This is a genomic window from Kineococcus gurbantunggutensis, from assembly GCF_050871925.1.
Lineage (GTDB): Bacteria > Actinomycetota > Actinomycetes > Actinomycetales > Kineococcaceae > Kineococcus.
In genome coordinates this window covers 1-9,264 of record NZ_JBJLSG010000179.1, presented here as the reverse complement: position 1 = coordinate 9,264, position 9,264 = coordinate 1, and the positions used below count along the sequence as shown (strand labels likewise).

5 protein-coding genes and 1 pseudogene are annotated in these 9,264 nt (G+C 75.8%); 3 read left to right on the top strand and 3 right to left on the bottom strand.

Features of this window, described 5'->3' with window-relative positions; all coding sequences use genetic code 11:
- Positions 1-239, top strand: a pseudogene (locus ACRYR7_RS22045) (sugar porter family MFS transporter); the annotation flags it as partial.
- A 94-nt stretch (positions 240-333) separates the two neighbouring features.
- On the opposite strand, the gene ACRYR7_RS22040 reads toward ACRYR7_RS22045, so the two are convergent.
- From ACRYR7_RS22040 to ileS, 3 genes are all read right to left on the bottom strand, one after another.
- Positions 334-720: a DUF4233 domain-containing protein gene (locus ACRYR7_RS22040; RefSeq protein WP_432574259.1), complete on the bottom strand. Its 387-nt coding sequence runs from the start codon at positions 718-720 to the stop codon at positions 334-336.
- Positions 717-2,153 (bottom strand): bifunctional folylpolyglutamate synthase/dihydrofolate synthase, encoded by a 1,437-nt coding sequence (locus ACRYR7_RS22035; RefSeq protein ID WP_432574261.1) that lies wholly within the window; start codon positions 2,151-2,153, stop codon positions 717-719. The genes ACRYR7_RS22040 and ACRYR7_RS22035 overlap by 4 nt, the downstream gene beginning before the upstream one ends.
- Before the next feature lie 101 nt (positions 2,154-2,254).
- Entirely contained in the window at positions 2,255-5,461 is a 3,207-nt protein-coding gene (ileS, locus tag ACRYR7_RS22030) for an isoleucine--tRNA ligase (RefSeq protein ID WP_432574260.1), read from the bottom strand.
- Between the two features lie 433 nt (positions 5,462-5,894).
- On the opposite strand from ileS, the gene ACRYR7_RS22025 reads away from it, so the two are divergent.
- A complete protein-coding gene (locus ACRYR7_RS22025) occupies positions 5,895-7,148 on the top strand; it encodes a thiolase family protein (RefSeq protein ID WP_432574258.1) in 1,254 nt (417 codons plus the stop codon).
- Positions 7,148-9,226 (top strand): 3-hydroxyacyl-CoA dehydrogenase NAD-binding domain-containing protein, encoded by a 2,079-nt coding sequence (locus ACRYR7_RS22020; protein ID WP_432574257.1) that lies wholly within the window; start codon positions 7,148-7,150, stop codon positions 9,224-9,226. The genes ACRYR7_RS22025 and ACRYR7_RS22020 overlap by 1 nt, the downstream gene beginning before the upstream one ends.
- The last annotated feature ends 38 nt before the right edge of the window (positions 9,227-9,264 follow it).

Here is a 9,264-nt window from a genome sequence, read left to right as displayed (position 1 = left end):
AGATTGACCCCACCCGCGGCCGCGCCGGCGCCGTGGCGGGGGCCGGGGCGGCGCTGTGGCTGGCGACCGCCCCCACCCCCCCCCCCCGCCCGGCGCCCGCCCCCCCCGGCCTGCAGTTCGCCTACGGCCTGTACGCCCTCATCGCCCTGGTCTCGGTGTTCTTCGTCGCGCGCGCCGTGCGCGAGACGAAGGGCCGCGAGCTGGAGGAGATGGGCCAGGACGCCGCACGCCCCGCCTGACCCCCGCGAACGCCGAACGCCCCGCTCCCGGTCTCCCCGGGGGCGGGGCGTTCGTCGTTCGCGGGGGTCAGCGCGGGACCGCGACGCCCGACGCTCAGCCCGACCCGGGCCCCTGCCGCTGCGCGAGCCCGCGCGCCACCTGGTCGCGCTCGCGCTCCACGCGCGTCCCCACGCGCAGGCAGCCGAACCAGATGCCGGCGAAGGCGAGGCCGATGACGACCATCGTCCAGCGGAACGCCTCGGGGACGACGAAGCCGGAGGCGACGATGACGACCTGCAGGCCCCAGCCGAGGGCGTAGCCGGCGCGCGAGCGCAGCAGGCCCGCGCACAGCACGCACAGCAGGGCGAGCACGCCGCCGGCGATCAGGTAGGAGCCCTGCTCCTCGCGGTGCAGGGCGGTGGCGGCCAGGGTGGCGAAGAACACCACGAGGGCCTCGGCGATCAGGGTGGAGGCGGCGAGGACGCGCTTGGGGTGCCTCACGCCGCACCCCCGCGGCCGAGCAGGACGCGGGCGTCGCCGGCCAGGACCACCGAGCCTGCCACGAGGACGCCGGCGCCGGGGCCGCCCTCGGACTCGGCGAGGTCCACGGCCTGCGCCAGGGCCGCGTCGAGGCGCTCGGCGACGTGGACGCGGTCCTCGCCGAAGACGCCCTCGGCGACGTCGGCGAGCTCGGCGGGCTCCAGCGAGCGCGGCGAGGAGGAGCGGGTGACGACGACCTCGGCGAGGACGGGCTCGAGGGCGGCGAGGACGCCGTCGACGTCCTTGTCGCCGGCGACGGCCACGACGCCGACCAGGCGCGAGAGCGTGAACGCCTCGGCGACGGCCTCGGCGAGCGCCTGCGCCCCGGCGGGGTTGTGGGCGGAGTCCACGAGGATCGCCGGGGAGGTGCGCAGCAGCTCCAGGCGCCCCGGGGAGGTGACGTCGGCGAAGGCGGCCTCCACCAGGCCCGGCGGCAGGGCGTCGCCGGGCAGGGCGAGCAGCGCCTCGGCGGCGGCCAGCGCCGTGGCGGCGTTGTCGGCCTGGTGGGCGCCGTGCAGGGGCAGCAGCACGTCGGTGTAGAGCCCGCCGCGGGTGCGCAGCGAGACGAGCTGACCGCCCACGGCCAGCGCGCGCGACTCCACGCCGAAGTCGGCGCCGGCGCGCAGCACGGTGACGCGCTCGGCGGCGGCGCGGGCCAGGAGCACGCCGGCGGCCTCCTCCTCCTGCCGGCCCATGACGAAGGTGGCGCCGTGCTTGACGATGCCGGCCTTCTGGCCGGCGATCTCCTCCAGCGTGGAGCCCAGCCACGCCTCGTGGTCCATCGAGACGGGGGTGACGACGGTGACGTCGGGGCGCACGACGTTCGTGGTGTCCCAGGTGCCGCCCAGGCCGGTCTCGATGACGGCGACGTCGACGGGGGCGTCGGCGAACGCGGCGAAGGCCATGAGGGTGAGGACCTCGAAGAAGCTCAGCCGGGGCTCGCCGCGCTCGGCGGCGCGGGCGTCGACGATCTCGACGATCGGCTCGACGTCGTCCCAGGCGCGCACGAACGCCGGGCGGCTGATCGGCTCGCCGTCGATCGCGATGCGCTCGGTGACCTCCGACAGGTGCGGGCTGGTGAAGCGGCCGGTGCGCAGGTCGTGCTCGCGCACCAGCCGCTCGACCATGCGGGAGGTGGACGTCTTGCCGTTGGTGCCGGCCACGTGCACCACGCGGTAGGACAGCTGCGGGTCCCCCAGCAGCGCGCACGCCTCGCGCACCCGGTCCAGGGTGGGGTGGATGCGGTGCTCGGGGTTGCGGGCCAGGACCGCGGCGACGACCTCGGCGTAGCGCGGGTCGTCGTCGGCGCCGGAGGCGCGCCGCTCCTCGCGCCGGCGCCGCTCGGCGCCGGTGAGGGGCGGGCGGCGGTCCTGCGGGACGCGCCCGCGGCGCAGGGCGTCGCCGCCGAACACGACGTCGTCCTCGAAGACGCCCGGCTCGAGGTGGACGTGCTCCTCGCCGCGCTCGCGGCCGTTCTCGTGACCGGGGGTGCCGTTCACCGCTCCTCCAGCTTCTCGACGGCGACGCGGACCTCGTGGCCCTCCACGGACCCGACGAGGGTGGCCCGCTCGGCGGGCAGCGCCCCCGCCTGGGCGGAGGAGCCGAACTGCTGCGCCAGGGTCTCGTCGACGACGAGGTTCTGGTGGGTGACCAGGGCCTCCCACACGGGCCCGTCGGCGGCCACGGTGAGGCGGATGCGGTCGGAGACGTGCAGGCCGGCGTCGCGGCGGGCCTGCTGCACGAGGCGGACCACGTCGCGGGCGATGCCCTCGGCGGCCAGCTCGGGCGTGACCGCGGTGTCGAGCACGACGAACCCGCCGCCGTCGAGCGCGGCGGTGGCCAGGCCGGGGTGGTCGCCCTCGACGGTGGTGCTCAGCTCGTACTCGCCCTGCTCCAGCTCGATGCCGCCGGCGACGACGGTGCCGTCGGGCCGCTCCTGCCAGTCGCCGGACTTCGACGCCTTGATGGCCTGCTGCACGGCCTTGCCCAGCCGCGGGCCGGCGGCGCGGGCGTTGACGGTGAGCTTGGCGCTCACGCCGTACTCCACGGCGCGCTCCAGGTGCCCGAGGGCGACCTCGCGCACGTTGACCTCGTCGGCCACGAGCTGCGCGAACGGCTCCAGGGCGGCCGGGTCGGGCACGAGGACCTCCAGGCGGTTCAGCGGCAGGCGCACCCGCAGCCCGCCGGCCTTGCGCAGCGCCAGGGCCGCCGAGCACGCCGAGCGGGCGGCGTCCATGGCGGCGACCAGGTCGGGGTCGGCGGGCAGGTCCACCGGGTCGGGCCAGTCGGTCAGGTGCACCGAGCGCCCGCCGGTCAGCTCGCGCCACACGTGCTCGCCGACCAGCGGCAGCAGCGGGGCGAGCAGGCGGGTGGTGGTCTCCAGCACGGTGTGCAGGGTGTCCAGGGCGTCGCGGGCGCGCTCGGACTCCCCGTCCCAGAACGCCGCGCGCGAGCGGCGCACGTACCAGTTCGTCAGCACGTCGAGGAACTGGCGCACGCTCTCGCAGGCGCCGGCGATGTCGTGCTCGTCGAGCTGGGCGGTGACCGCGGCGACGGCGTCGTGCAGCTTGGCCAGCACGTAGCGGTCCAGCACGTCCGGCGAGCTCGTGCGCCAGCGCGGGGTGTGGCTGGAGGTGCCCGAGTACAGCCGGAAGAACTGGAAGGTGTTCCACAGCGGCAGCAGCACCTGGCGCACCGAGTCGCGGATGCCCTGCTCGGTGACGACGAGGTTGCCCCCGCGCAGCACCGGCGAGCTCATGAGGAACCAGCGCATGGCGTCGGAGCCGTCGCGGTCCAGGACCTCGGAGACGTCCGGGTAGTTGCGCAGCGACTTGCTCATCTTGCGCCCGTCGTCGCCCAGCAGGATGCCGTGGGAGACGCAGGTGCGGAACGCCGGCCGGTCGAACAGGGCGGTGGCCAGCACGTGCAGCGTGTAGAACCAGCCGCGGGTCTGCCCGATGTACTCGACGATGAAGTCGCCCGGGTAGTGGCTCTCGAACCACTCGGTGTTCTCGAAGGGGTAGTGCACCTGGGCGAAGGGCATGGAGCCGGACTCGAACCAGCAGTCCAGGACCTCCGGCACCCGGCGCATGGTGGAGCGCCCCGTCGGGTCGTCGGGGTTGGGCCGGGTGAGCTCGTCGACGTGCGGGCGGTGCAGGTCCGCCGGGCGCACGCCGAAGTCGCGCTCGATCTCGTCCAGGGAGCCGTACACGTCGGTGCGCGGGTGGGCCGGGTCGTCGGAGACCCACACGGGGATGGGGCTGCCCCAGTAGCGGTTGCGGCTGATGGACCAGTCGCGCGCGCCGGCCAGCCACTTGCCGAAGGAGCCGTCCTTGACGTGCTCGGGCACCCAGGTGATGTCCTGGTTCAGCTCGACCATGCGGTCGCGGATCGCGGTGACCTTGACGAACCAGCTGGAGACGGCCCGGTAGATCAGCGCGTTGCCGCAGCGCCAGCAGTGCGGGTACGGGTGGTCGTAGGTCTCCTGGCGCAGCAGCACCGCCCCGCTGGGCAGGCCCTCCTTCAGGGCGCGGGCGATGGGCCTGTTGGCCTCGAAGACGTGCTCGCCGGCGAAGTCGGGCACCTCGGCGGTGAAGCGGCCGCGGGCGTCCACCGGCACCACGGGCACGATGCCGGCGGCGTCGGTGACGGCCTTGTCGTCCTCGCCGAAGGCGGGGGCGATGTGGACCAGGCCGGTGCCGGAGTCGGTGGTGACGTAGTCGGCGGGCAGCACCCGGTGGGCGTTCTCGCGGCCCTCGAAGTACGCGAACGGCGGGCGGTAGCGCTCGCCGAGCAGGTCCGCGCCGCGGAAGCGGGCGGTGACGCGCGCGGCGGCGTCCTCGCCCAGCTCGCGGGCGTAGTGGCCCAGCCGCGCCTGCGCGAGCAGGAAGCGCCGGCCCTCGTGCGCGGTGCCGGGGGCGCCGTCGACGAGGACGTAGTCCAGCTCGGGGTGCACGGCCACGGCCATGTTGCTGGGCAGCGTCCAGGGGGTGGTGGTCCACACCAGCGCCAGCGCCCCCTCCAGCTCCGGGTGGCGCTGGGAGCCCTGCAGGGCGAAGCCGACGGTGACGGCGGGGTCCTGGCGGTTGCGGTAGACGTCGTCCAGGCGGGTCTCGGAGTTCGACAGGGGCGTCTCGCAGCGCCAGCAGTACGCCAGCACGCGGAAGCCCTCGTAGACCAGGCCCTTGTCGTGCAGGGTCTTGAAGGCCCACATGACCGACTCCATGTAGTCGGTGTCGAGGGTCTTGTAGTCGTGCTCGAAGTCCACCCACCGCGCCTGGCGGGTGACGTACTCCTCCCACTCCTTCGTGTAGCGCAGCACGGAGGTGCGGCACGCGTCGTTGAACGTGGCCACGCCCATGGTCTCGATCTCGGACTTGTGGGTGATGCCGAGCTGGCGCTCGGCCTCGACCTCGGCGGGCAGGCCGTGGGTGTCCCAGCCGAAGCGGCGCTCCACGCGGTAGCCGCGCATGGTCTTGTAGCGGGGCACGACGTCCTTGACGTACCCGGTGAGCAGGTGGCCGTAGTGCGGCAGGCCGTTGGCGAAGGGCGGGCCGTCGTAGAAGACGAACTCCCCGGCGGCCGAGCCGCGGCGGGCCTCCACGCTGGCGGCGAAGGTGCCGTCGGCGGCCCAGGAGTCCAGGACGGCGCGCTCGATCTCGGGGAAGCGGGGCCCGCCCCCCGGCTCGGCGGCCTGCTCCACCGCCTGCTCGCCCTGCGGGTTCTGTGCGTGGTCCGTGACCTCGGACACGTGCGCTCCTCGACGACGTCGCTCCTGCTGCGGGGACGACTCCCGCCGGGGCCGGCGGTGCCGCGGTACCACCCCGCTTGCCACCGCCGCCCCTCCCGGCGGGGAGGCGCGACGACGACCGCTCGTCGTCCGGCTGTCACGGGCCGGACCCGTCCGGGTCTAGTGGGGCCCCTGGGGGCCCGTTCTTCCGGAGGCTCACCGGTGATGGCCGGGTCGACGCCTGTGCCCCGATCCTAACCGCCGCCGGGCCCGGCGCGCCGCCGAGATCCGGCCCGACGACCGGCGCGAGTACCTGTCACCAGCGGTACCGCGTACCCGGGGCGCGGCGTACTGTGGCCGCGGGTCGCGAGGTGAGCGGCCCACCGCCACCGAACGAGGAGGTCCCGTGGCCCGCCCCACCCCCGCCGCGCGCAGCGTCGTGTTCGCCGACGGCGTGCGCACCCCCTTCGGCAAGGCCCGCCCCGACGGGCTGTACGCCGACACCCGCGCCGACGACCTCGTGGTCGCCTGCCTGCGCGAGCTGCTGCGGCGCAACCCCTCCCTGCCGCCCGAGCGGGTGGAGGAGGTCGCGGTCGCCGCGGCCACCCAGAGCGGGGACCAGGGCCTGGTCCTGGGCCGCAGCGCCGCCCTGCTGGCGGGCCTGCCGGTCACCACCCCCGGCTACGCGGTGGATCGCTGGTGCGCCGGCGCCATGACCGCGGCCACCACCGCCGCCGCCTCCATCGCGGTGGGCGCGCTGGACGTGGCGCTGGCCGGCGGGGTGGAGCACATGGGCCACCACCCCCTGGGGCAGGGCCTGGACCCCAACCCGCGCTTCCTCACCGAGCGCATCGTCTCCCCCGACGCGCTGGACATGGGCAAGACCGCCGAGGCGCTGCACGACCGCTTCCCCGCCCTGACCCGTCAGCGCGCCGACGAGTACGCCGCCGCCAGCCAGCAGAAGTTCGCCAAGGCCGTGGCCAACGGCCAGGTCGCCGCCGACCTGGTGCCCGTGGCCGTGGCCAGCGGCGAGAAGGGCTGGGGGCTGGCCACCGCCGACGAGCTGGCCCGCCCCGAGACCACCGTCGAGGCCCTGGCGGGCCTGCGCACCCCCTTCCGCCCGCACGGGCGCGTCACCGCCGGCAACGCCTCCCCGCTGACCGACGGCGCCACCGCCTGCCTGCTGGCCGAGGAGGGCACCGCCGCCGAGCTGGGCCTGGAGGCGCGCATGCGCCTGGTCGGCTTCGCCTACGCCGGCGTGGAGCCGGAGGTGATGGGCCTGGGCCCGATCCCCTCCACCGAGAAGGCCCTGGCGCGCGCGGGCCTGGGCATCGAGGACGTCGGCCTGTTCGAGCTCAACGAGGCCTTCGCCGTGCAGGTGCTCTCCTTCCTGGACCACTTCGGCATCGCCGACGACGACGAGCGCGTCAACCCCTACGGCGGGGCCATCGCCATCGGCCACCCCCTGGCCGCCTCCGGCGTGCGGCTGATGACCCAGCTCGCCCGGCAGTTCGCCGAGCACCCCGAGGTCCGCTACGGCCTGACCGCCATGTGCGTGGGCCTGGGCCAGGGCGGCACGGTGGTCTGGGAGAACCCCCACCACCGCGACTTCGAACCCGCCGGCGGACCGGCCGCCGCGAGCGCCGGGGAGGCCCGCTGATGCCCGTGCACGTGCGCGTCCTGGACCTGCCCGCCCCGCCCGGGCGCCCCGCCGGGCGGCCCGGCCCCGGCCGCCTGGCCCTGCTGACCCTGGACCCCGGCGACCCGCGCCGGCCGTTCGTGCTCGGCCCGCAGACGCTGCCGCAGCTGCGCGAGGCCCTGGAGGAGGCCGGGCGCCTGGCCGCCGCCGGGGAGGTCGTGGCCGTCGGGGTCACCGGCGTGCAGGGGGTCTTCTGCGCCGGTGCCGACCTGAAGTCCATGGCGGGCACGCCGGACCGCGAGGCCGCCCTGGCCACCGGCCGCCTGGGGCACGACGTGCTCGGCCGCCTGGCCACCCTGGGCGTGCCGTCCTTCGCGTACGTCAACGGCCTGGCCCTGGGCGGCGGGCTGGAGACCGCCCTGCACGCCGCGCACCGCACCGTGGTCACCACCGCGCGCGGGCTGGGCCTGCCCGAGGCGCACCTGGGCCTGGTGCCCGGCTGGGGCGGCACCTGGCTGCTGCCGCACCTGGCCGGTCCCGACGTCGCCGTGAAGGTCGCCGTGGAGAACGCCCTGGCCGGCAACCGCACGATCACCGGCCCGCAGGCCGTGCAGCTCGGGATCGCCGACGTCGCCCTGGAGCCGGCCGACTTCCTGCTGCAGTCGCTGCGCTGGACCGCCGCCGTGCTCACCGGCGAGGCGCCGGTGGCCCGGCGCACCCCCCTGGAGGGCGCCGAGGAGGCCGCCGCGTGGGAGGCCGCGGTCGCCCGCGGGCGCGCCGTCGCCGACGCGCGCGTGCACGGGGCCGCCCCGGCCCCCTACCGCGCCCTGGACCTCATCGCCGCCGCGCGCACCAACGGGCGCGAGGAGCACTTCGCCGCCGAGGACGCGGCGATCGGCGACCTCGTGGTCTCCCCGCAGCTGCGCGCGGGCCTGTACGCCTTCGACCTCGTGCAGCGCTACGGCAAGCGGCCCACCGGCGCGCCGCCGAGGGAGCTGGCCCGCAGGGTCGCCTCCGTCGGCGTCGTCGGCGCCGGCCTGATGGCCTCCCAGCTCGCGCTGCTGTTCCTGCACCGCCTGCAGGTGCCCGTGGTGCTCACCGACGTCGACGACGCCCGCGTCTCCAAGGGCCTGGAGTCCGTGCGCTCCGGCGTCGACGAGCTGCGCGCCAAGGGGCGCGTCAGCGCCGACACCGCCAACCGGCTGAAGGCGTCGGTGTCCGGCTCGGTGGACAAGTCCGCCCTGGCCGGCTGCGACCTCGTCGTCGAGGCCGTCTTCGAGGAGATGGCCGTCAAGCACGCCGTGCTGCGCGAGCTGGAACCGCTGCTGCGCGAGGACGCGGTGATCGCCACGAACACCAGCTCCCTGTCGGTCACGGAGATGGCCTCGGTGCTGGCGCACCCCGAGCGGTTCGTGGGGTTCCACTTCTTCAACCCCGTCGCGGTGCTGCCGCTGGTGGAGGTGGTGCGCACCGGGCGCACCGACGACGCGACCCTGGCCACCGCCTTCGCCGTCGGCGCGTCGCTGAAGAAGACGTGCGTGCTGGTGCGCGACGCGCCCGCGTTCGTCGTCAACCGCGTCTCCACGCGGATGTTCGACGAGGTGGTGCGCGCCGTGGACGCCGGGACCCCGCTCATGGTCGCCGAGCGCGCCCTGGACGAGCTGGGCCTGCCGATGACGCCGTTCCGGCTGGCGTCCTTCGTCGGCCCGGCCGTCATGCTGCACGTGCACGAGACCCTCGCCGCGGCCTTCCCCGAGCGCTACCGCGTCTCGGAGAACCTGCGCCGCTGGGTGGAGGCCGGCGCGCCGGACCTGGTGACCCCCAAGGGACCGGTGGAGCCCACCGGCGCCGCGGAGCGCGTCCTGCGGCAGGGCGCGCAACCCCTCAGCGGGCCCGAGCTGCTGCGCCGGGTGCAGGACGCGCTGGCCGACGAGGTGCGCCGCGTCCTCGACGAGGGCGTCGTCGCCGGGCCGCAGGACGTCGACGTGTGCCTGGTGCTGGGCACCGGGCACCCGCTGTCCACCGGCGGGATCACGCCCTACCTGGACCGGGTGGGCGCCTCCGAGCGCGTCACCGGCCGGCGCTTCCACCCCGCCTGAGCCGCCGCGGGGCCCGGGGCGGTCGTCGACCGCCCCGG

Excerpts from the sequence above, each read along its gene's own strand:
- ACRYR7_RS22020 (WP_432574257.1), top strand. The coding sequence starts at position 7,148 with ATGCCCGTGCACGTGCGCGTCCTGGACCTGCCCGCCCCGCCCGGGCGC.